11 protein-coding genes and 2 pseudogenes are annotated in these 21,995 nt (G+C 65.6%); 4 read left to right on the top strand and 9 right to left on the bottom strand.

Annotation, left to right across the window (positions count from 1 at the left end; translation table 11 throughout):
- Positions 1–92: 92 nt before the first annotated feature.
- The 5 genes and pseudogenes from OG841_RS12825 to OG841_RS12805 form a co-directional block, all read right to left on the bottom strand.
- A complete protein-coding gene (locus OG841_RS12825; RefSeq protein ID WP_371570680.1) occupies positions 93–959 on the bottom strand; it encodes a S8 family peptidase in 867 nt (288 codons plus the stop codon).
- Positions 960–1,709: 750 nt separating this feature from the next.
- Positions 1,710–3,323 (bottom strand): annotated as a pseudogene (gene groL / locus OG841_RS12820) (chaperonin GroEL); the annotation flags it as partial.
- Between the two features lie 364 nt (positions 3,324–3,687).
- On the bottom strand, positions 3,688–6,330 hold the full coding sequence (locus OG841_RS12815; RefSeq protein ID WP_371565282.1) for a pPIWI_RE module domain-containing protein: 2,643 nt from the start codon (positions 6,328–6,330) through the stop codon (positions 3,688–3,690).
- The gene (locus tag OG841_RS12810) at positions 6,330–9,638 is read right to left on the bottom strand and encodes a hypothetical protein (protein WP_371565280.1); all 3,309 of its coding nucleotides are present in this window, start codon (positions 9,636–9,638) and stop codon (positions 6,330–6,332) included. The genes OG841_RS12815 and OG841_RS12810 overlap by 1 nt, the downstream gene beginning before the upstream one ends.
- A complete protein-coding gene (locus OG841_RS12805; protein ID WP_371565278.1) occupies positions 9,635–10,762 on the bottom strand; it encodes a restriction endonuclease-related protein in 1,128 nt (375 codons plus the stop codon). The genes OG841_RS12810 and OG841_RS12805 overlap by 4 nt, the downstream gene beginning before the upstream one ends.
- A 927-nt stretch (positions 10,763–11,689) precedes the next feature.
- On the opposite strand from OG841_RS12805, the gene OG841_RS12800 reads away from it, so the two are divergent.
- Genes OG841_RS12800 through OG841_RS12790 form a run of 3 tightly spaced genes read left to right on the top strand, consistent with a single transcriptional unit; the run spans position 11,690 to position 17,566 of the window.
- Positions 11,690–13,207, top strand: coding sequence for a type I restriction-modification system subunit M (locus tag OG841_RS12800; protein ID WP_371565276.1), 1,518 nt, complete (start codon positions 11,690–11,692; stop codon positions 13,205–13,207).
- Entirely contained in the window at positions 13,200–14,489 is a 1,290-nt protein-coding gene (locus tag OG841_RS12795) for a restriction endonuclease subunit S (RefSeq protein ID WP_371565274.1), read from the top strand. The genes OG841_RS12800 and OG841_RS12795 overlap by 8 nt, the downstream gene beginning before the upstream one ends.
- Entirely contained in the window at positions 14,489–17,566 is a 3,078-nt protein-coding gene (locus tag OG841_RS12790) for a type I restriction endonuclease subunit R (RefSeq protein WP_371565271.1), read from the top strand. The genes OG841_RS12795 and OG841_RS12790 overlap by 1 nt, the downstream gene beginning before the upstream one ends.
- 280 nt (positions 17,567–17,846) lie before the next feature.
- Here OG841_RS12790 and OG841_RS12785 read toward each other — a convergent pair whose 3' ends face one another.
- The 3 genes and pseudogenes from OG841_RS12785 to OG841_RS12775 form a co-directional block, all read right to left on the bottom strand.
- Positions 17,847–18,872, bottom strand: coding sequence for a hypothetical protein (locus tag OG841_RS12785; protein ID WP_371565269.1), 1,026 nt, complete (start codon positions 18,870–18,872; stop codon positions 17,847–17,849).
- A 263-nt stretch (positions 18,873–19,135) separates the two neighbouring features.
- The gene (locus OG841_RS12780; protein ID WP_371571064.1) at positions 19,136–19,336 is read right to left on the bottom strand and encodes a hypothetical protein; all 201 of its coding nucleotides are present in this window, start codon (positions 19,334–19,336) and stop codon (positions 19,136–19,138) included.
- Positions 19,337–19,345: 9 nt separating this feature from the next.
- A pseudogene (locus tag OG841_RS12775) lies at positions 19,346–19,552 on the bottom strand (endonuclease domain-containing protein); the annotation flags it as partial.
- 242 nt (positions 19,553–19,794) lie between these two features.
- On the opposite strand from OG841_RS12775, the gene OG841_RS12770 reads away from it, so the two are divergent.
- Positions 19,795–20,544, top strand: coding sequence for an endonuclease domain-containing protein (locus OG841_RS12770; protein ID WP_371565266.1), 750 nt, complete (start codon positions 19,795–19,797; stop codon positions 20,542–20,544).
- A 69-nt stretch (positions 20,545–20,613) separates the two neighbouring features.
- Here the strand turns inward: OG841_RS12770 and OG841_RS12765 are convergent, their stop codons facing one another.
- Positions 20,614–21,987 (bottom strand): DUF317 domain-containing protein, encoded by a 1,374-nt coding sequence (locus OG841_RS12765; protein ID WP_371565264.1) that lies wholly within the window; start codon positions 21,985–21,987, stop codon positions 20,614–20,616.
- Between the last annotated feature and the right edge of the window lie 8 nt (positions 21,988–21,995).

Genomic DNA, 21,995 nt, shown 5'->3' with positions numbered 1-21,995 from the left:
GACCACTGAGACGGCCGGCGAACTCTTAATTCGAGCCAGGTCGCTCGGTGGCGCGTCCTCGTCACCCGCGTAGTAGAGCAAGTAGTGGGGCATCAGTTGGCCTCCGCGGTTGCGCCTCCTGCGCCAATGAGGCCGATTCCCTCACGGTCGGGGGAGAAGCCAAGGCTAGCAGCACGCCGGCGGAGTTCGGCTAGGACTTGTTCCGCTCGCGATGCGGTGCGTTCACTGTGTACCCATCCGGTCTCTGTCAGTACACGCGCCGCTAGGCCGGCAACCACTGGAGCGGCCTGGGAAGTGCCGTCCATCACGCCCCACGGACCGCTCACGCCTGGGAGGGTCGAGATCACTCCGACACCCGGCGCGAGGAAGTCCCCCTGCCGAAGGCGATTGGAGAACGATGCCACGAAATTGGCAGCATCGGCCCCCGGGGGAGGATCAATTGTGGCCACGGACGCCGTCCCGAGAGGATACGTTCCCTGCCTGCCCAGTGCTCCGACGGCTATTACATTATCTACCGAAGCAGGGAAGGCGAGTGGTGCTTCACGTCCGTCGTTTCCTGCAGCTGCCACCACAATTACTCCTGCGGCGATAGCTCGACGAATCGCCCTCGTCACGACGGGCATATTTATTTCGAGATATAGAGAGAGGTTTACTACGTCGCACCCATCGTCGACCGCGTCAGCGATTGCCGCCGCAATGGCGTAGGGACCCGTAACCTCCTCGTCTCCTTCGTAAATACGGTAACTTCTGAGCGTGGCCCTTGGAGCCACGCCCACCCATGAATTAATGTCGTTTGCCGCAATGATTCCTGCTACATGTGTCCCGTGTGGCAAGGTTTCCGCTGCCCAGTGTCCGCGAGAGTCATCGTCGTATGCACGTCCTCCCGCTACGGTGAGAGCAGGATGCGGGCCGACTCCGGTGTCAATGACGCCAACGCAGACTCCGTCACCGGCGGACATGTCAGGTTGGCTGTAGTAGTGACGGAGCCCGTCAACATGCCCCTCCATGATGGGTTTCAGGTGCACCTCTACGCATCCGCCACGCATCACAGGCTGGCGGGCGTGCCAGGACCAGTATCCCGGGACCGGAGCAACCCAAAGCTCCAGGAGCTCCGAGCGCGTGATGTTTAGTTGAGCCATCCCGCCAGTATCGGTTACACAGGTATCGACGCTCTCGTCGGCCATTCGTCCGGTTACAATCGCGCCACCAACGCCTGTACTATCCTTGTTGGATCGAACAAGCACTACCAGGTATGAGTTTGTGGAGTTACCCGGCAAATACCTGTGCATCGCTGGGGGTCTCGCCGAAGCAGGATATGCTGGCACGTCTTCGTAGATCTCAAGACCATCAGCACGGAGACGCTCCACTACGTCCAGAGGGGCCTCAAAGAGTGCCAGGTGGCCGGGCCTGCGAGCGAGGGCGTGTAGACCTTCATTTCTTCTTCGTGCAAGCCCCTTCGGGAATTCTGCCGCCATACTTCTTTTGTTGTCGCTTACTGGATTTTCAACCATAATATAGCGCTGCCGGCCAGGGCGCGGTCCATAGCGCGTCATATGGAAAGCCTCTTGATACTCAACATCCGCCTCCACCCTCCGACGGCGGCGCGTTTGAGAGAGATCAGCCTGCTGCTTCTGGGGCGCCATCAAAGGTTTCAAGTGCGCCGGGTGGGAAGCCATCATTGGGGACTGCAACTCCAAGGTCCGGTCCCGTTCTGAATCCCTAGAAGTTGGACTACTTCCCAGGGGCACAGCCACTTCCGCTTTGTCGGCGATGACGGCCTCGGTGGTGAGGAACAGTACGGCGATCGACGCGGCGGCCTGCAGCGCGGAACGCGTGACCTTCACCGGGTCGATGATGCCCTCGGCGATCATGTCCACGAACTGGCCAGTCGCGGCGTTGAGTCCGTGACCAGTGGGCAGGTTGCGGACCTTCTCGACGACGACGCCACCCTCGAGACCACCGTTGACGGCGATCTGCTTCAGCGGGGCCTCGAGCGCGATGCGAACGGCGTTGGCGCCGGTCGCCTCGTCACCCTCGAGCTCCAGCTTCTCGAAGACGGCGGACGCCTGGATGAGCGCCACGCCACCACCGGCGACGATGCCCTCCTCGACGGCGGCCTTCGCGTTGCGGACGGCGTCCTCGATGCGGTGCTTGCGCTCCTTGAGCTCCACCTCGGTGGCGGCGCCGGCCTTGATGACCGCGACACTGCCGGCGAGCTTCGCCAGGCGGACCTGGAGTTTCTCGCGGTCGTAGTCGCTGTCCGAGTTCTTGATCTCGGCACAAATCTGTTTGACCCGGCCGGCGACCTGGTCGGCAGAGCCGCCGCCGTCGACGATGGTGGTCTCGTCCTTGGTGATGACCACCTTGCGGGCACGGCCCAGGAGGTCCAGGGAGGTGTTCTCGAGCTTGAGACCGACCTCTTCGGAGATGACCTCGCCACCTGTGAGGATCGCGATGTCGTTCAGCATCGCCTTGCGGCGGTCACCGAAGCCTGGGGCCTTGACCGCGACGGACTTGAAGGTCCCGCGGATCTTGTTGACGACCAGGGTCGACAGGGCCTCGCCCTCGACGTCCTCGGCGATGATCAGCAGCGGCTTGCCCGACTGCATGACCTTCTCCAGGAGCGGGAGCAGGTCCTTGACGGAGCCGATCTTGGAGTTGGCGATCAGGATGTAGGGGTCGTCGAGCGACGCCTCCATCCGCTCCATGTCGGTGGCGAAGTACGCCGAGATGTAGCCCTTGTCGAAGCGCATACCCTCGGTGAGCTCCAGCTCCAGACCGAAGGTCTGGGACTCCTCGACGGTGATGACGCCTTCCTTGCCGACCTTGTCCATCGCCTCGGCGATGAGCTCGCCGATCTGGGTGTCGGCGGCGGAGACGGAGGCTGTCGAGGCGATCTGCTCCTTGGTCTCGACATCCTTGGCCTGCTCGAGCAGGGCACCGGAGACGGCCTCGACGGCCTTCTCGATACCACGCTTGAGCGCCATCGGGTTGGCGCCGGCGGCCACGTTGCGCAGTCCTTCGCGGACCAGGGCCTGGGCCAGGACGGTCGCGGTCGTCGTGCCGTCGCCGACGACGTCGTCCGTCTTCTTGGCGACTTCCTTGACCAGCTCGGCGCCGATCTTCTCGTACGGGTCCTCGAGCTCGATCTCCTTGGCGATGGAGACACCATCGCTGGTGATCGTGGGGGCGCCCCACCTTTTCTCGAGGACGACGTTGCGGCCCTTGGGGCCGAGATTCACCTTCACGGCGTCCGCGAGCTGGTTCATCCCGCGCTCGAGACCGCGCCGCGCCTCCTCGTCGAACGCAATGATCTTGGTCATGTCGGGAGGCCCATCCATTCGGAAGCTTGTGATGCCCCTATGTGCGTGGCGAGGAGGGGTCGCCTAGCCCAGGTGATGAACCAGTGGCACAGATGGCCACCAAAGCATCGATAATACCCAGATCGTCATAATTCGATCACTAATGAGGCTGCTCTGCCACTCGAGTGACGCTGTGAGAAGCCCGCAAGGCTTGACCGGGCAATGGGTGCTGCTCGATCCCCGCCACCGCAGTGAAGCCGTTCGCCAGGGCGAGACGGCGCGTGGCGGAACCTACCTGGGTGCGGTGACGCGTAGCCGGATGGCCTCCGACCCATCCGGCTAGCGCGTGTGACCTGACCAGTCAGCAGTGGCACGGGCTGGCCGATCAGACGATGTATTCCTCCATCAGTTCGGCGAGGTGGACGATGGCGGGCCAGGTGGTGGCGATGTTGGTGTGGGCGTGGAAGCGTCGTTGGGCGTGGACGTACATGGCCCAGTCGGCCGGGTTGTCGCCGTCCTGGAGGAAGGCGGGCACGATCTCCAGGGAGGTGGGGTTGGAGCAGGTCCAGGTCCGGTTAGCGGTCTGGGCCGGGTCGAACTTGGTGAGCGTGAGAGGGGTCTGGTTCTGATCGGGGCGCGGGTTGATGCCCCAGAAGGCGCGTTCCCCGACTTCGACCAGGCCGGAGAATCGTCCGTGCCGGGTGACGGGGGTCAGTTCGTCGGTGTCGTCGCCGGCGCTGACCATTTCCTGGGTGACACCGAAAGCCCTGGGCACTGCAGAGCGATCGCTGCGCTCGCGTAGCCGGATGATGCGCAGGCCCGGTTGGTCGCCGGGCTTACGGCGGTCTGGGTCCGCGTTGGGGGCCGTGATGTCGATGCCCGGCAACACGAGCTGGTCGAAGGTGATGCGGCTGTCCTGTAGCCAGGGCCAGATGTCCTTGTCGCTCGTCCGGGCGCGGCGTACGAGCAGCAGGCGGTCGGCGGTGGAGTCGAGCGACAGAGCGTTGGTGAGGAATTCGGCGAGGGCCGCGCGAGCGGTACGGGGCACGCGTCCGCGGCCGGCCACGAGGGCTTCCGGCAGGGCGGTCAGTGGCATGGGACGCTCGGTGGGGCTGCCCGTCGTCGTCATGAGCTGTGCCGTGGACTCCTCGTGGGTGTGCTGACGGATCAGCATGGGCACGAGCATCCGCTCGCCGGCGGGGGCGAGCCAGACGGTGATCAGCTCGAAGGGGCCTTCGACACCGGGTGGAGCGGGGAGTTTGGGCAGGTGACCGGCCTGGCGGAGGGCGTCCCTGAGGGCGGAAGCGGCGCGCTCGATGTCGGAGGTCGCGAAGTCGGTGCCGGGGAAACGCTTGGCGAGGGCTGCTTTGCTGGGATTGGGGTTGGCCGGCGGGATGGGGCGCAGGCCCTGGACGTTGCGGCGCAGGCTCGGGAGGACCTTCTTGAAGAGGGTTTTGGGGTCGCGTTGGTGAGTGCGGGAGAAGTAGGCCGCACCTTCCATCTCCACGATGCAGGCGATGGGATGGGCAAGACGGGGGAATGCCCGGGTGATTTGTGTGGTGCGTTCGGTCTCGCTGGCTTCGTAGGCGGCCCGCCGGGTTGCTGGGTCCGACTCGGTGGAACGTGGCAGGCCGGCGGTCAGGTCTTGCGGGTCATGGCGGTGGAGGGTGAGGTTGATCGGTCCGGTGAAGCTGGCGCACGCCGTTGTTGAGGTGGCGGGAGCCAGGCCGAGTTTGTTGGCGGCGGCTGTCTGTAGACCTTGCCAGGTGCGGTCGGAGGAGGCCCAGACTTCGAGTTCGTACGTGGGGGAGTCGGGCAGATGCATCGGCAGGCGTGTCTTCGACCGGGTCCGTGCCTTGGGGCTGGGCGTTAGGGGGACCAGCCCCTTGTCCTCCAGTTGTCGGGCGACCTGAGTGAGGACCTCCATATGGTCGCGGGGCTGGTAGCCGTGGCCGACGGGGTGGTCGTGGGTGGCACGAGCCGGCGGGGCGCCGTCCTGGTCCGGATGGCGGTAGGTCATGCCGGTGCTGTGGACGATGTGCGCGGCGAAGGGCTGAGCCGCCGCGTTGCCCGGGGCGGCGCGCAGTTCGTCGAGGCTGGGCGGCTCGTGGTGGGTGAGGCGGGCGAGGATGCTGGTGACGCCCGGCTGCCAGGTCCATGAGCTGTCCTGTCCGCGTCGGCGGATGATGACGGAGCTCTGTAGGAGCATGGGACGTTCGCGGCGATGGATGAATCCCTCTTTGGCGGAGAGCAGGACGCTGGCGGTGGGGTCGCCGTTTCCGCGGCGGGGGATGTAGTCGAGCGCGTTCATCGCGAAGCGGGTCATGCCCAGGTCGAGGTGGAGGTGGACTTCAGGGACCCCCGGCACGGTTTCCAGGTGGAGGGTGAGGACGTCCACGCTGGCTCCGGCCGCGCCGTCGTCATCGATGAGGAACTCCGGCTGGCCGAGATGCAGGGCGCGGCGGCCGTCGGCCTGGGTGGGGCCGAGCCGCAGGTCACGGCGGTGGCCCCGGAGCTGAAGATCGGTGGTGGTGAGATGTTCGGCGACGAGGCTGGGCAGGAGGTCGAAGACGTGCGCGGGAGGGTTGGCGGTGCCGTTGAGATGAAGGCCGTGCTGGGCGAGGTCGAGGTCTTCGGGGATCCATTCGAACTGGCCGGCGCCTTCGAGACGGCCGTACCAGTCGGTGTCCGGCACCTGGGGCGCCACATGAGCGGAGGCCCATGCCGACAGCGCGATCAGCAGCAGATCCGGGTCGATCTCGGTCCGCGCGCGAAGCCAGGCCGGATGGCGCGGGTTCCATTGCACGGAGGTGATCTCCGGGTCGATGAGAGTGATCAAGTCCCTCAGCGACCTGGTGGGCAGGCTGTCGGGTCCGTTGCGCTTTCGGCGGCCGGGGCGGGCCTCCCAGGCGTCCTGCAGAAGGCTGAGCATCCCCGGTGGGCAGGTCGCGCGGTAGCCGGTGACGGGCCAGCTGGCCCCGGTAGCGAAGGTGAGCACGGTGGCCTGGGTGGCGCGGTAGGCGGGCATCAGCGGTGACCCCAGTCGATGTTGTCGAGGAGATGGGAGGCCAGGCCCCAGCAGGCGTGGGCGAGTTCATGGTCGAGTCGCTGTGCCGCGGTGGCGGTCGGGCCTGGATCGGTGAGCCAGCCGTGCAGGAGTTGCTGGGCGGCGACGATCACGCTCGTGCGGGGAGTGTCGGCCGCGGTTTCGTCGAGCGTGGCGGTGCGGGGCGCGAAGGCGGCATCGCAGAGGTACACCAGCACCGGTTCGTTGCCACGGATGCCTCGGCCGATCGTCTGGTGGAGCGGGACGATGAAGTTGCCGACGAACGCCGCGTGTTCGACCGGGTCGGTCAGGCGAGAGAACAGCACCGGCTCTCCGACCCGCTGCTGCCAGCGCCGACGCTCGCCGTGGCGGAGTTTGCGCGCGAGGTCGACGGGATCGACCAAGGGGTCGGCCAGCTCGATCGGGTCGCGGAGGCGGCGCATCGCCTCGCGGCTGAGCAGGGACAGCGGGAAGGTGGCATCGTCGGCGGGTGGGTGGATGCGGGCCAGGTAGAACACCGCGCCCAGGGCGGCGACGCGGCGTGCGTTGAGGATGTTGTGGCCGCGTTGGACGGCGCCTTCGGCCGCAACCAGGATGTCGGCGCCGGAAGCGGCAAAGGTGGGCAGGCGGCGCCTCGGGATGCTGTGCCGAGTGGGCGGATCGTCGTCGCGAATGACGTGCAGGGCCGTGTACGGGGTCTTGTGGTTGATGTAGTCGGCGACCGTCTGGGCATCGCGGGTGCTCTGCACGGTGAACAGGACCTGCTGACGGTCGTCGGCCAGCCGCAGACGGGCCTGCTGGAGCAGGGACTCGCGCGCACCGGGGGCCGGGTTGCAGATCCAATCGGCGGCCGTGCACAGCGCGTGGGCATGGCGAATGGGGTCGCCGCCGGTGCCCGAAGTGAAGACGGGACGGCCGTCGGGGTAGCGCGGCGGGCGGAAGAACATCTTGCTCTCCTTCAGCGCCGCCCTGGCCTTTGCCGGCTCACGTAGTACCAGGTTCGGGGCGACGTCCAGGTGGAAGCGGGGCGAGGCGGGCATCCAACTGGTGGCTGAGGCCAGGACGACATGCGGTCCCTCGATGCCCTCGGCTGTCAGGAGATCATGGAGGTGGTAGAGCAACCAGCGGCCGACCCCGCGCAGCCACAGGATGCTGAACGATCCGCTGTCACCACCGGGGTTGGGCTGCCATTGAAGTGCCATCAGGTTGCCGGCAGCCTGTTCGGGCACGAAGGGCATCAGGTCACGTGGCGGCTGCCGGCTCCAGAAGTCTTCCCCGTCGCCGATCGGGGAGGAGCTGATGGCGTGCAGCCTTTGGGCGACTTCGAAGAATGAGGTAGTGATTCGCGCTGCCCACACCCCGGCCTGCAGCAGTTGTGCGTACTCCGCCAGCGTGCCTCGGACATTCGCCTCGTCGATGGCGGGCTGGTGCGTGGTGATCCATGCCTCTGCGGCCTCCTGGGCCGAGACATGAGTGTCGTGGGCTGCCGTCATCGATTCGATCAGCTCGGCCCAATTCGTCGCAGGAGGCTGGAACGGGGCGGAGAGTAGCGAGGCGAAGTGCTCTTCGAAGTAGTGGTCGGCGGCTTCTTCCTGTTCCGCCTTGTCCGTGAAGTCAGTCCGTTCACCAAGGCCGTGAAGGCTGCGGGCCAAGCGCCGCAGGAGGCTGTAGCCGGTGAACGGTCCCTCGACGATGACGTCGCGCAGGGCGTCAGCACCAGAGGCGATGACCAGCCGGTACAGCTCGGTCAGTGCCTGATCGTGCCGACGGAAGTGTTTGTCGCCGGCCGTCACCTCCGGGTTGAGCAGATCGAGGAACCAGGAGTGCTCCAGCCGCTGCCCGATGCGGTCGCCTACCCGGTGACTCCAGCCCCTGCCGGGCTGGGAAAGGATCTCGTGCAGCAGGAACCGGTCGTCGAATTGCTGCTGCACGGTGTCGGCTTCGTCGACGAGCAGGACGGACAGGTGGTGCTGTGCGGCTTCGGCGACGCGGACCTCGATATGGGACTGAGGCATCCTCGTCGAGGCCAGGCCCGCCGAGGTCGTTACCCACACCTGTGCTTCGGCAATCTTGCGTGCCGCCGTATGGGAAGGGCACCGGGACAGAAGCGGGCAGTCTCGACGCCCGCTCTCGCCGGCGACGGTGAGCCGGCCTGTGCAGGGCCGCTCCTCGCGGGGCAGCGGGGCCCGGTCGGTCCTGCTGGTCAGCCGCAGCTCCTCCAGGTAGCACTGGTCGTCGGCGAACGCCGCGGCAGGGTCCAGACCCGTGGGGAAGGTCGTCTCGCCGTCGTGGAGGAGCGAGCGCCAGAACCGGTCCTTGTGGATGCCTTCCCGGGTGCGTCCGAAGATGGGCACGGCATCGATGCCCAGGGCCTGCAGGAAGCTGACTTTGGCGAACACGTCGCTGCCGGAGGCGAGGACGAACCCGACCTTTCCGCCGCGGCGGGCGACGATGAAGGCGATCAGGTCCAGCAGGGTGGACTTGCCGCTGTTCATCAGGCCGACCACGTGCCACAGGCGGTCAATGGTCATCCGCCACTGATGATCGAGGAGATGACCTTCGGTGTGGTCGGCCAGCAGGGCTTCCATCTGCTCGAACCGTTTGACGAAGTCCCGGTTTTCGATCTCCGGATGGGCTTCCAGGAGTTTGTCGATCTGTTCGGCAGCCCACTGGAAGTCATCCCGCGTGAGGGGAATGGGCTCCTGCACTCGGGAGGCCGCTGCGGACAGCACCGCGGGCGCCGGCGCCGGGATGAGAGTCTCGGGGACGCGGATCTGTTCCCGCCTGCCGTCGGCCCGCTCGAAGGAACACACCGAACCCGGCGGCGTCGGCCGGTATGAGGAGGCCGTCTGGTAGGGGGCGATTTTCTGTAGCGTCTGACGGTAGAGGTCATGACGGGTCGCGGCGTATGGGGTGGGCCGGCGAGTGAACACGGTCGACAACTCCGGCTTGTGGCCGCGCATGTCGCAGGGTTCGAAGCCTCGCACCTGTACCGGCAGCTTCACGTACTGATCGAGCTTCTCCCGCATGGTCCCGGTCTTGGCAAGCGGGCCCATCACCTCCCGCAGGGTCCGGAGCTGCGGGCCCAGGTCCCCTTCCAGGCGCATGTATCCAGACAGGACCGGCCACAGCGCGCCGACGCCCTGGCCGGGCAGATGGTCGTCCAGGAACGACAGGCCCATCTCCAGCGCGCAGATCTCCCACGGCCTGAGGGGGCCGAGCAGGGGGCGCACGCTGTCGTCCGCCAGTTCCTTGACCAGTGGCTTGCTCCAGGCGCGGGTGTCCCTCATCGCGTTCCTCCTGCCTGGCGCGCACGGACGGTGGCCTGCCGCAGGAACGTCTTCTCGTCGAGGACTTCGACGCCGGAAACGCGGCCCTGCAGTTCGCGCTCAAGGTCCGTGCGGTAGCCGGGAGTTCTGAGGCGGTGCATGGGGATGACGATGATGCGTCGCCGCGCTGGCACGCGTGGATCGCAGCGAAAGCCTCGGGCGAGTAGGGCTGGGCTTGAGCAGTCCTTGGCGTCGACGGCCCAGCGCTCCGCCTCTGCACCCGGTTCCTGGGTCTTGAACGTCAACGCCATATCCCACGCGTCCAGGCACGGCCAGTCCTCGACGCACAGTGTGCCGTCGGCGATTTCGCCCAGGTGGTCCAGCAGCCGTCCCTCCAGCAGTCCAGGGTCGTGGAAGAACTGGCGGGTTGCCCGGTGCTGGGTCCAATACGCGCCGAGACACGGCACCTCGTACTGCTCTGGCACCCCTGTACAGCCGGGAGCCCCACAGCCAACGGCCCCGTCGTCAACCGGATTTCGGCAGTCTGCACAGTGCCGCAGGCGGACTTTCCCCGGCGCCTGGACCGGGTGGTGGACGTAGGCGATGCGGACGAACTTCGCGAGGAACGAGTCATGGTCGGAGTCCGCTGCCGGGAGTTCCCGCGCCAGCGCCTGGACCTCGCGGTCGCTGAGCACCGGATGGTCGATCAGCAGGCGCCGCAGCCGGCAGTAGATCCGCTGGACAGCGTCGTCGTCCTTACCGTTCATCCGGGCACACAACATCAGGGCGGCAAAAACCTGATTCTGAACGAGCTCCGCCTCGACGTCAGCATGCTGGATCAGGTCTGCCGCCTGCTCGGCGAACTCAGACAGGGCATCACCCTCCAGCAGCACCGCTTCGAGATCGCCCTCGGTGAGCGACAGCGGCACCGGCCACGATCCCAGCGGGCGACGGCACCAGTCGAACAGTTCCAGGTCGTTGCCGGGGCCTTCAAAACCCAGTGACTGTGCCTTCCACCACAACCGGCCGCGTGCATCACGCCAGGCACGCGGCAATGGCCCCGACCCGTCGGTGCCGCGGGCTTGAACGCCGGCCCGCTGTCGTTCGAGGCGGATTTTCGCCAAGGCGGCACACAGCAGCTCCACCAGCAGGTAGTCGTCCTGGGCGGTCCGTGGGTCTCTTTCTCCGCCGAGGCGGGCGTCCCGCGATGCAGGGACCGCAGCAGCGGGGCGGTGGTCATCTGGAAAGTCGCCGTCAACCGATGGTGCCTGCGTACCCCCGGAGGCCGACGCAGCCGCTTCCTGAGCAACATTCATAGCCGACCGGTATACCCGACCGGACTGACAACGCCTCTCGGAATTCGAATGTCTATGCGATTAATCCGCTCATGATTTCGATCACCGCCGGCTGGCGCTGCCGGACAGCACTGTGGACAGCGGCGCTACGGCCTGCGGGATTCTGCGATGGGGATCTCTGAAAGCCGCTCTGTCTTCGGCTCCGGGAAGGCGCGCGGCCCGCGCTGTCAGTGGTGGGTGGTGGGATATGCCGTAGCACCGTTGCCGATGTCTCCGGAGTCGCCCGCATGAGCTTAGATATGACGGCCCCTGCCTCTCGTGAGCCGAAAGATGGCATCGGAGCGAGCCCGGTACCTCGCTCGGGTTGCACTGATCGGACACGAGCAGCGAGCCATCGGGCTGCGTCCTGGGAGGTCTGGTGCGGGCAGCCCTCGAGCGATGGGGGCCGGCGGGCGAACCTCGCAGTGGCGACAGGGTGTGCAGGGCGCCGTCGGCTACCCGCGCGCATATGCCCGAGGGCACCGCAAGGTGCGTCCCGATGGCTGCGTCGTTTGCCGTTTTCGTGGCTTTGGGGAGGCGGATATCGTCTGTGAGTCTCCCGCGCAGGGAGCGCGACGCTTCGCGTGTGCTCACCCGGCAGGTCAAGCCTGGTGTGTACATGCAGAGCCCGCCCTAAATAGGGACGAACAGGATTTCACGGCCTTCGGGTCGCCACCTTTTGACGAGCAAGGACACCCCCGACTGATGGCAGTGACCCAGCAGGAGATCGAGAACCGGTTGTGGGACGCCGCCGACGAGCTGCGCGTGGCGATGCCCGAGGCGCAGTACTCCTCGGTCGTCTTCCCTCTGATGTTCTGGAAGTATCTGTCGGATACCTGGGAGCACACCCACCAGACCTTCCTCAAGGAGAACGAGGACCTCGACCTCTCAGCCGAGGAAGCCGACGAGGTCGAGTACAGCAACTACCAGACGTTCAAGATCCCCTTCATCTTCCCTGGTACCGTCGCCGAGAGCCGCGCCTCTTGGTCATCCATCCTCGCCACCGTCGCCCAGCACGGCCTCGGCCAGCGGGTTCGCGCTTCCCTCCAGGCCATCGAGTCGGCCAACCCTGACAAGTTCTCCCGTATTTTCGGGTCCATGACCTGGACCTCCGAAGCGGTGCTTCCAGGGGAGGTGCTGGCGTCGGTCATGCGGACGATGAACCGCGTCCCCAAGATGCACGAGGGCAACATGTCCCACGACGTGCTCGGTGGAGCGTACGAATACCTGCTCAAGCGGTTCTCGGACGGGTCCGGTACCCGCGCTGGCCAGTTCTTCACGCCGCGCGAGGTCGTCGAGCTGATCATCGAACTGCTGGGCCCCAAGAACCACGAGTCGGTGTACGACCCGACCTGCGGGTCAGGCGGCATGCTCATTGCCGCCGCGAACCTTCTGAAGGCCCACGGTGGGCGGGGGTACACACTCAGCCTGAACGGCCAAGAGGCGGTAACGGACACTGCTGGCGTGGCCCGCATGAACCTCTTCATGCACAACCTGACCGAGTTCAAGGTCGAGGTCGGCGACACCTTGAGGGACCCGCGTTTCAAGAAGCCGGACGGGTCCGTCAAGCAATTCGACATCATCGTCGCCAATCCGCCCTACAGCCTGAAGTGGAAGCCCTGGACCAACGACCCCCGAGCCATCGGCGGGGTCGCCCCACAGTCGTCGGCGGACTGGGCATTCGTGCAGCACATGATCGCCAGCATGGACCCGCAGAAGGGCCGCGCCGGCGTCGTCCTGCCGCACGGCGTCCTCTTCCGAGGCGGCCAGGAGGCAGCCATCCGCCAGCGCGTCCTGGACACCGACCTCCTGGAAGCCGTGATCGGGCTGCCCGCGAACCTCTTTTACAGCACAACGATTCCGACCTGCATCCTCGTATTCCGTGCCCCTGGCACCAAGGCCCCGGAGCGGAAGGACGGCGTGCTGTTCATCGACGCCTCTACACGGTTCATTAAAGCCAAGAACCGCAACGTCCTCACGGACGTAAACATCACCGACATCGTGACCGCCTACCATTCGGGCTCCGACAGCAACGGAACGGCTGGCTTCTCGGCACGGTTTGTCCCCTCCGTAGAGATCGTGGCGAACGGGTACGACCTCAACATCGGCCGCTACATCAAGCAGGCCGCTGCCGAACAGGAGGACCTCGGCACCCTCATCGACGCCTACAACATCGCCCGCGCCGAGCGCCAAAAGACCGAGCAACGCATGCTCGCGGTCCTCTCTGCCGCCGGGATCGAGGGCTTCGATGAGTGACTGGCAGCAGATCGGGCTCGGCGACCTGGAGACTCCCGTGCACCGCAAGGCAGCCGTTCCTCCGCAGGGATCGAGGGATTCAATGCGTGACGGCTATCCGCTCCGTCCGCTCGGGGAAGTGATGCGCCTCGACATCCAGCGCACACCGATGAAGCCTGCAACTACCTACCGCCTAGCCGGGGTTCTGAATTCGGGAAAAGGGGTTGTCGCTAAAGGCGAACTCGACGGCGGAGATACAGAGTACGCAGCAATGAACGTGCTGCGCGCCGACCAGGTCGTGATGCGAAAACTGACCGCGTGGGAAGGGCCAATCACCGTAGTGCCTGCCGAGTTCGACGGATTCGTCGTCAGCAACGAATTCCCGACGTTCACGCTTGGCCCAGAAGTGATGCCTGACTGGATGAGGCACGTCTGTGGCTCACCGCGACTGTGGGCAGAGATGAAGAACCGAGTGAGCGGGACAGTTCAACGACGCAAGCGTCTCAACCCAGAACAACTCTTGCAGATTCGACTGCCGATCCCGCCCCGTGAGGTACAAGCTCGGATCGTCGAAATGCTCGACGCGGTCGACGACCAGATCGCAGCACTCGATCGTGAAGCAAGTGCTGCCAACACAGCCGCTGGCGCAATTGCCGAGTCGATGCTGGCCGATCATGCTCCCGTCCGGGTCGGGAACTACCTTGATCGCATCGAGGGCGGTCGTAGCCCGCAGGCGGTTGATGCACCGCCCAAAGAAGACGAGAAGGGCGTTCTCAAGGTCAGTGCGGTCGCAGCCTTCCACTTTATTGCGGACGAGGCCAAGACGCTCGCCTCGGAAACAGAGATGCCAAAGTCAGCGGAAGTGCGGGCAGGAGATGTACTAGTCACACGTGCGAATGGCGCCATCCACCGCGTCGGCGCGGTCTGCCGTGTTCCCTCTGACGTTAGACGCGGTCTGTACCTGAGCGACAAGACGCTTCGCATGGTCACCGCTAGTGGCCTTGACCCGGATTTCCTGGTTGTCGCTATGTCTCTTTCAGCGGTGCGGAGGCAGATCGTTATGGCCGCCTCTGGTTCGGCTTCCATGAAGAACATCAGCCAGTCGAAAATTACTGCGCTCGAAGCGCCAGTGCCAGAACTGGCTGAGCAGCGCAAGGTTGCTTCGACGGTCCTTTCGGTGCGCTCACTCGGAAGGGCGTCTCACGCAGAGGCGGACAGGCTCCGCCAAGTCCGCGCCGCTCTGCTGGCGGGCCTGCTGGACGGGACCATCAGCATCGGCGCCGCCGACCTGGAGGTCGCCTAATGGTTAAGGGCATTCGAGAGCGCGAGTTCCAGAACTCCATGATCCAGTGGTCCCTCCCGATGGGATGGGGCTTCAAAGCGGGCAGGTCGCTGCCGCGTGAGACGACACAAACGGTGCTCGCCGGCCAGCTGCGGGACGCCATCGTCCGGCTCAACCCTGAGGTGATCGACGGGTTCGACGTGGACGCCGTGGTCGAGGAGATTATCGCTACGGTCAACGCCGTCGATGGCGGGCTGGTGCGAGCCAATGAGCAGGTACTGGAACTGCTGCGCGGGCACGAGGAGTTCCGGGGCGCCGACGGCGTGTGGCACGCCTTGAAGGTCATCGATTTCGAGCACCCGACCACCAACACCCTGGTCGTGTCGGACGAGGTGACCATAACCATCCCCGGCAAGACCCCCCGCCGGTTCGATCTCGTGTACTGGGCCAATGGCCTGCCCCTCGTTGTCGTAGAGGTGAAGTCACCGACCGTTAAGTCCGGGTGGGCCGACGCCGCACGCGAGATCAACGACGTGTACGCCACCGAATATCCATGGTTCTTCACCCCCAATGTCTTCGCTGTCGCCTCCGACGGGCTGAAGCTGCGGTTCGGTGCCGCTGGTGCGCCCCTGAACCTGTGGCAGCCGTTCCGATCCACTGACGACGACGAGAACCTGTCCGGGCAGGCCGACGTGCAGCGCTCCGTCGAGCTCCTTCTCAACCCGGCCACGGTCCTGGACATGCTCGCCAACTTCACCCTCTTCGACACCTCTGGAGGCGGGGCGGACAAGAAGTACCTGCCCCGCTACCCACAGATGGAGGCCGCCCATCTGATCCACAGGCGGGTCCTGGCCGACGGCAAGAAGGGTCTGGTCTGGCACCACCAAGGCAGCGGGAAGACACTGCTGATGGTGTTCGCTGCTTCGCTGCTGCTGGCTGACACCCGCACCGAGTCGCCCACGATCATCTTGCTCTCGGACCGAACCCAGCTCGTGCGGCAAACCTCCGGGGTATTCACCTCCGCGATGGGAGACGCCTACTTCCACCAACCTTCCACCAGCAAGGAGTTGCGCTCGCTGCTGGCAGACGATGTGCGCGGCGTCATCTCCACGACCGTCCACAAGTTCGCCGACGCCGGCAAGAACCTGTCGACCCGCCGCAACATCATCGTGCTGGTCGATGAGGCGCACCGCACGCAGTCATCCGAGGAAGAGTCCCTGGCGGGGCAGATGCGCGCAGCGTTGCCGCACGCGAAGTTCTTCGGCATGACCGGCACACCCGTCAGGAACCTCGCCACCAACACCTTCGCCCTCTTCGGTGAGGAGACCGACCCGAACAGGGTGCTGCACCGGTATTCGGTGTCCCGGTCCCTTCAGGACGAGGCAACCGTCCCGGTCATGCTGGACCCACACCCGGTCACCTTCGAGATGAACGACCGGGCCCTACAGGCCGAGTTCGACCAGTTCGCTGACGAATTCGATCTCGACGACCCCGACCGGGAAACCTTGTCCCGCAAGTTCGGGCGCCTCACCTCAGTGTTCGCCAACCCCGAACGCATCCACACGGTCTGCCAGGACATCGTGGACCACTACCTGGCCGGCACCTATCGCAACGGCCTCAAGGCGCAGGTCGTCGCCTACAACCGTGAGCTGGCCGTGGCATACACGGACAAGATCAACGAGCTGCTGGCCGGCTACGAGGCGTCGCAGGTACTCGCCGAGGTCGGCAAGCACGATCGGATCACCGCAGAGGTGAATATCCACGTCTCGGACGCCAAGACCGAGGAAGCGGCCATGCGGCCCTACCGGCTCTCCGAGGTCGACGAGGAGGACCAGAAGCGGCGATTCCTCACTCCCGATGACCCACTGTGCTTCCTGGTCGTGACGGCCAAGCTGATGACTGGGTTCGACGCCCCCAACGAGGGCGTCCTCTACCTGGACAAGCCAATGAAGGCTCACAACCTGTTCCAGACGATCACCCGCCCGAACCGCACCTGGATCTCCCCGGCCGGATTCGTGAAGACCACCGGCGTGGTCGTGGACTACATCAGCCTGGCCGAAGAAGTCCAGCGTGCCGTCGTCGACCCCACCTCGGAGGGGTCCGCCGGCAAGGGCGGCGGGTTCGTCACCGACCTGACCGACCTGGTCGCCGAGTTCCGCACCACCTTCGCCCGCATCGAAGACCTCCTCGCAGATGTGGACGGCCTCGACCTCACGGCACACGGATACGAGTCCGTACGTGCCATCAACGGCTTCCTGGACGCCAACCCTGACGCCGCCGAGGTCTTCAGCAAGAACTACCGGCTTCTGGCCCGCCTGTACCCACTCATCAACACGGACAAGCGGGTCGCCAAGTACCAGGACGGGTTCGGGCTCTTCGGGTCTGCGTACACGACCCTGTTCCAGAAGTCTTCCGACGAGGAAAGGAAGGAGCGACTGGGCGAGCTGGGGCCGATGGTCCTAGAGATAATCAACGCCCACGTCCACTCCTTCTCGGTGGCCGCCTCCCAGGAAGAAGCCCTCGTCCTGGATGCCCAGGGCATCACGATCCTCAAGGAGCTGCTGGCCCTCGTCCGTCCCAAGCCCGAAAAGGACGACAGCGAGGACAAGAGGCCGCCGTCTGCGGCGGAGATCCTGGACCACATCAAGGCCGCCCTTGAGAAAGGCGTCGAACCGGGTTCCGCGAAGTACACCGCCCTGGCAGAGCGGATCAGGCAACTGCGGGACCGGATCATCCAGAACGCCCAGGACGCCTTGGAGTTCCTGGCCGAAGCACTTCGGGTCGCCCGTGCCATCGTGAACGCCGAGAAGCACCCCGACGAAGCCGTCGTACTGGACGACGACCACGTAGGTGTCCTGTCACGGATCATCCACGACCACGCGCCGCCCGGCCTCACCGTCACGGAGCAAAACCTGGCCGAGGAGATCGACCAGGTGGTCAAGCGCACCCTCGCCCAGTCATGGGACAACGCCGAGGCCCGCAACCGCGGCGTCCGCCGTGCAACCGCCGCAGTCTTCCGCCGGTACATGTTGAAGCCGGTGGGCGAACCGTACGGCTCCACCGTCGCCTACGTCGAAGCCCACTACCTCGTTGACTGACAATGCGATGAGGCCCGGCAACCCGTGTCGGTTGCCGGGCTCATAGTGCAGGGCGATGCAGACTCGGAGAGGCGCTGTTTCTCAGAATGAAGCGGGCGCTTCAGAAGGCGCCTGCTGTACCCCACGTTGATCCACCCGTACGACGCACCCTACGGACATGGCATGCATCGGGCCGCGTCTGGGGAACGGACACGCTGGAAGATTCACGCGGTCGGGCTACTGCTGATCACGGCCTGGATTCCACGAAGCCTGTGCGGGGCAACTGGCGGCTGCGCATTCTCTATGGCGCGCCCAAGCCGCACAGCCCCGCGAGTACGCCCGGGGACAGGCTGCTCGTGAATCCCGTCTGGGGGACGCGGCGGAGAATGGCCTGCCAGACTTCGGGTGCAAGGCGGGAGGGCGGAGGCTCGATCGTGGCCCTGAAGTCAAACACGGCCGTGTTGCCGACGTCGCCGAGGACGAACTGCTGGTCGCGGCCGTAGCTTTCGTCCGTGTCACCGCGGAACCTCTTGAGGAGGAGAGGCAGACCGCACACCGGGTCCACCAGGGCGGCGATGAAGTTGTGCGGCCCTGGTCCCTGTTCCTGCACGTGCGACGAGCGCAGCACCAGCCGCGCCACGTCGAAGGCGGCGCCTCGGTAGCCGTCGATCAGGAAGGTGTTGGCGACGGTGTGCAGGAGGGCAGCGCGTCGGAGCAGTCCGCTACTCAGCCAGGCCCCACGCTGCGTGACCTGGGTGTAGCGGTCGTTGTCGTCTTCCCATTGAGCGTGGTGCTCCCGCTCCACCTGAGTCCAGGACCGTGGCGAGGAACGCCAACACAACTGCATGCTGTCTGGGTCGATCCATTTGTCCAGGGTGCTCGCCTCGGCACTGCGCCAGAGTCTGGCTGGTAGCCCGAACAGCCGCAGCCGGGCGGGCTCTCCCAGTACCTGCAATTCGATCGCAGTCCGATCTCGGCGAGTGATGCGTAGGCCAGGCACACCCTGCACCTCTTCGTCTGAGGCGCATGACGGCAGCAGGTGGAAAAGAATCTCCGATGCCCGCTCCCTGCTCTCAACAGCGAGGGCGATGCCGTTCGGTTCGGGGCGAACCACGGTGATCCCCAGGGGAAAGCGGGTGTAGATGTCTCGGAACTCCAGGAGCGCGAGGAGTACGCGGGCCTCAAGGTGCTGTTGAGCTGGCGAGGCGGCTTCTGGAATCGGTGGTTCGCCCCCCTGCAGTCCATCGATCGCCCGGCGGCCCTGTTGGACGCTCTCGCCCGTGTAGAGGCGCCGGAGCAGGGACAGGTCTTGGTGCAGTGCGCTCATGGGTCTCCTGCACGTCTCGGCCCAGGACGTACGGAAGCGAGATCCGGTGGGGTGCGCGGAGATTCGTGTGTTGACCGGTTCACCCGAGCGTGGAGGATCAGGGCCGAATCGCCTCCGGGGAGCGGTGGTCAAGCCGCATTTGCATCGTAGATCACGCAGAAGCCCCTTGGCGGTGAGCCGGCCAGATTTCGGGCTCCTATCACCTGGAAGGGGGACGAGCTCTCGCCTTCGCACCCGCCATCGCGCCGCCAACACCTGATCTTCTACCCGGCCGCACTCTCGAGACCGTCGGCGAACTTCCTGTTCATGAGGAAGGCGTGCGAGGTCGGCAGGTACATGTTGTCCCGGCCCTTGATCACCTGAGCCGCTGACTGCTGGGCTGGCGGAGCGGCGAGGTAGGTGTTGAACAGCGGGCTGTCGCGCATGTGCATCGGGAGACGCTCGTAGGCCGGCAGATACTCCATGTTGCACTTACGGCATAGCAGCCCTCGGACGCATTTGCCGCAAGAAGAGCCGGGCCCGCAGCATGCGTGGTCGTGATCGACGTGCCAGTGGGACGTCTTCGCGTGCGGAATTCCGAAGTCATCTTCTTCTTCGTTATCGCCGCACAGTGCACACGCGAAGTCCTGTGACCGCAGGATGGCGTTGTATCGGGCAATCGTCAGGCCGTACCGCCACATCCGGCGTTGCAGTTGTCGGCACTTGCGGCATACCCGCCCGCGTACCAAGGAGCAGACCCAGTCTTCGCACAGCGGACACCACTGGTCAGGGGCAATGTCGTCAAACACGCTCGCAAGCTAACAGGAGCCTGTGACAAGGGGGTTGGCCGTAGACAGCCAGTGGAGCGAGTCGAGGGCTGCAGCGGGAGGAGGCGGTTGCGGCTGCGGCCTCTGTTTCCCGCTTGCGAGTAACCATAGACCCAATGTCAGTGGTGAGTGGTGGGATGAGGTTTGCGTCAGTTGCCGCCGACCCCGGAGTGGCCCGCATGAGTACACGTATTACGGTCCCGCCCCCTCGCGAGCCGAAGATGACACCGGAGCGAGCCCGCCATCTCGCTCTGGTCGCACGGATCAGACAAGAGCGGCGAGCAGCTGGGCTGCACCCTGACGAGGCCCGGTGCGGCAGGCCCTTGAGCGACGGCATCCGGCAATGCCAGTCATGGCCGCTGCCCGGCCTTGCCGGATGTGCCCGCCACCTCAACGACGAGGAATGGCAAGACACCATCGACTACCCGCACGCGTATCTCCGCGACGTCTCTGGCGGATGCGTCCATATGACGGTAGAGCAGCAGACCGAACGCAGGCTTTGGGCCGCCCAGCCACCCGCCTGCCACTCCTGGCCGTACCTAAGAGCGGTGCCGTTGCCCGACGAGGACCCCGTCGAACTGCTTGTGGCCTGGCAAGCGGGCCGCTGCGCGGGGTGCGGGCACTCCTTTCAAGCCGACGCAGTGATCGACCACTGCCATGAGACCGGCCTCGTGCGCGGCCTCCTATGCACCCAGTGCAATAACGCCGAGGGAGTCGCACCGCCGCGTCATCCCCGGTGGTTCAGGTACCGGACGATGCCGCCGGCGCTGATCCTCGGATTGCACCTTCAGTACGGGAAGCCGGTGCGCCGTCGTCTCGTCCAAGCTCTCGCGGAGGCGGACGGCTCGGCCGTCCAGAGAGGATGACCGACCAATCTCGACACGGTGTTCTCGTGGGCAGACCGACGCTCGCCTCGCGGTGGACGGGGCGGGCCGTTACCGGCTCCGGCTACCTGATTGTCGGTTAGGGATCTGCGGAAGACTGGGTGACGTGGTAACGAACTGTCTAGCGTGCCGGGATGCTGTTGGCGCCGTGGTGGTGCTGGTGCCGGTTGCGTGGGCGAGGCCGTCAGCGAGGCTGGCCAGGAGTGCCGCGGGTGTGTAGGGGGATGCGTGGATAGCCCAGGCGGCGCGGTCGATGTTGGGGCCTGCCCACACGGTCCAGGTCGCCAGGGCACTGTTCGCATTCTGGGCGGCGAAAGCGTCGAATTGGACGCCGGCATCTCCGGCCAGGTTCGTCCAGCGGATCCAGCGTCCGTCGACCGCGTGTTCCCAACCGGCGTCCGTAAGGGGCCTGGTGGCCGCAGTGACGGTTTGCTCGTCGACCGGACCGCCGACGGCTGTGTCGCAGCCGTCACCCTCGGCGAGGTGATGCAGCAGGGTCTGGAGCACGGGCGCCGGGGTGGCGCCGGTCGCGGTGAGGTGCCACATGCGGTCGGAGACGGGCGTCTCGTACGCGGTGATGGTCCATGCGGTCTCGCGGGGGTGGGCTTCGTGGACGCGCTCGATGCGCAGGGTCTGGGACTCGTGAATCGCGTGGGTGGTGTCGTCTGACCAGGTCCGCCACTTTTCGAACTCGCTGTGCGCTTCGAGGAAGGTGTCGAGGAGCGCGTCGTGGTCGCCGGTATCGGCCAGGTAGACGGGGACGGTCTCCGGCTCATTGCTGAAGGGGTCGGACTTGGCCGTGGTGACGTCGAAGACGGAGCGCGCTTCGATGGCGGCGCGTTCGGTGTCGGTCAGGGGAGCTGGGCCGGGGTGCATCTCGGCCGAGTGGGCCTTCTCGAAGGCGAGCAGGGCCTTGGCGGGTGAGTCGAAGGTGTCGGCGATTTGCCGCAGGTGGTCCTCGCCGTGCAGGTAGACGGACTTGCCGCCTGGGTGGAGGTAGGTGCCGACCGCGACGGTGGTGTGGCCGTCGTGGGCGTGGGCGTGGATGAGGAGCTGGCCGTGGCGGATGTCGTCGTGGATTTTCTGCGCCTGGTTGGAGACCTCGCGGATTTCGCTGCGGGTGCACCAGGGCATCGGGTAGTTCGCCCAGGTCCATTCCTCGTTGATGGCCTCCTGGAGCCGAGGGGTGATCTCGACGGTGATGCCTTCGGCGATAAGGTGCTTGGCTGCGTCCTCGGCCCAGTAGGGCTCCTCATGATCGATGCGGGCCAGGACCAGGATGTTGTCGGCGGCGACGCTCCAGTCGGCAGCCTCCAGAGCTATAAGAGCGACGCGGGCCTGACTGCCGGTCAGGACGGCGGTCACGGCGCTCGGGTGAGTGGGGTGGGTGTCGAGGCGGACGTGGGCGTCGATGGCGGGAGTCACGTTGGGGT

It is taken from the genome of Streptomyces canus (genome assembly GCF_041435015.1).
In the GTDB taxonomy this organism is placed as follows: Bacteria; Actinomycetota; Actinomycetes; order Streptomycetales; family Streptomycetaceae; genus Streptomyces; species Streptomyces canus_G.
Note: the sequence above shows the minus strand (reverse complement) of the source record. Positions and strands in the feature narration are given on the sequence as shown.

Excerpts from the sequence above, each read along its gene's own strand:
- OG841_RS12825 (WP_371570680.1), bottom strand. The coding sequence starts at position 959 with ATGTCCGCCGGTGACGGAGTCTGCGTTGGCGTCATTGACACCGGAGTC.
- OG841_RS12815 (WP_371565282.1), bottom strand. The coding sequence starts at position 6,330 with ATGCCCGCCTACCGCGCCACCCAGGCCACCGTGCTCACCTTCGCTACC.
- OG841_RS12810 (WP_371565280.1), bottom strand. The coding sequence starts at position 9,638 with ATGAGGGACACCCGCGCCTGGAGCAAGCCACTGGTCAAGGAACTGGCG.
- OG841_RS12795 (WP_371565274.1), top strand. The coding sequence starts at position 13,200 with ATGAGTGACTGGCAGCAGATCGGGCTCGGCGACCTGGAGACTCCCGTG.
- OG841_RS12790 (WP_371565271.1), top strand. The coding sequence starts at position 14,489 with ATGGTTAAGGGCATTCGAGAGCGCGAGTTCCAGAACTCCATGATCCAG.
- OG841_RS12785 (WP_371565269.1), bottom strand. The coding sequence starts at position 18,872 with ATGAGCGCACTGCACCAAGACCTGTCCCTGCTCCGGCGCCTCTACACG.
- OG841_RS12780 (WP_371571064.1), bottom strand. The coding sequence starts at position 19,336 with ATGGAGTATCTGCCGGCCTACGAGCGTCTCCCGATGCACATGCGCGAC.
- OG841_RS12770 (WP_371565266.1), top strand. The coding sequence starts at position 19,795 with ATGTCAGTGGTGAGTGGTGGGATGAGGTTTGCGTCAGTTGCCGCCGAC.